Origin of the sequence: Pauljensenia hongkongensis (assembly GCF_001746855.1) — a bacterium.
Lineage (GTDB): Bacteria > Actinomycetota > Actinomycetes > Actinomycetales > Actinomycetaceae > Pauljensenia > Pauljensenia hongkongensis.
In genome coordinates this window covers 314,615-315,284 of sequence record NZ_CP017298.1, presented here as the reverse complement: position 1 = coordinate 315,284, position 670 = coordinate 314,615, and the positions used below count along the sequence as shown (strand labels likewise).

The following is a 670-nucleotide window of genomic DNA, read 5'->3' as shown; positions in this document are numbered from 1 at the left end:
GCCCGCGTGGATCCAGCAGGCCACCGGCGACTCCTTCTCATGGTCGCAGGCCCTCGGCGGCCCCCGCGGCGTCGTCGAGTCGGTCGCGCCGGGGCTGGTCTTCGTGGTCGTCTACGCCCTCACCCGCTCCCTCGTGTGGACCCTGGCCGCGGCGCTCGGCGTCGCGCTGATGGCGTGCGCCGCCCGCCTGCTGGCCAGGCAGCCCCTCACCCAGGCCGCCTCTGGCGTCCTGGGCGTCGGCATCGGCGTCCTCGTCGCGTCGCTGTCGGGCAGGGCGGAGGACTACTTCGTGTGGGGGATCGCCACGAACGCCGTCAGCGCCCTGGCCCTGGCTGTGTCCCTCGTCGTGCGGCGGCCGCTGGTCGGACTGGCGGTCGGCCTCCTCTACGGCGTCACAGCGCGGTGGCGCGAGCCCCGGATGCGCCCGCTCGCGCGGCGCTGCGCCGCCCTGACGTGGCTGTGGTTCGGTGTCTTCGCCCTGCGCGTCGCCGCGCAGGCGCCGCTGTGGGCCCTGGGACTGGTGGCGCCCCTGGGCATTGTGAAGATCGTCCTCGGCCTGCCGCTGTTCGCGGCGGCCGGGTGGGCGACCTGGATGGGGCTGCGCCCCCACGCCGCGTCCCTGCGCGCCAGCGGCGGCCAGCCGGACGGGCAGTAGGCGCCCGCGCCCCCG

Annotated in this window: 1 protein-coding gene; it reads left to right on the top strand. The window is 76.7% G+C overall.

Annotated elements, in window-relative coordinates; genetic code table 11:
* On the top strand, positions 1–655 hold a 655-nt coding region (locus tag BH719_RS01395; RefSeq protein ID WP_009400090.1), incomplete at its 5' end, for a DUF3159 domain-containing protein.
* Positions 656–670: the final 15 nt, after the last annotated feature.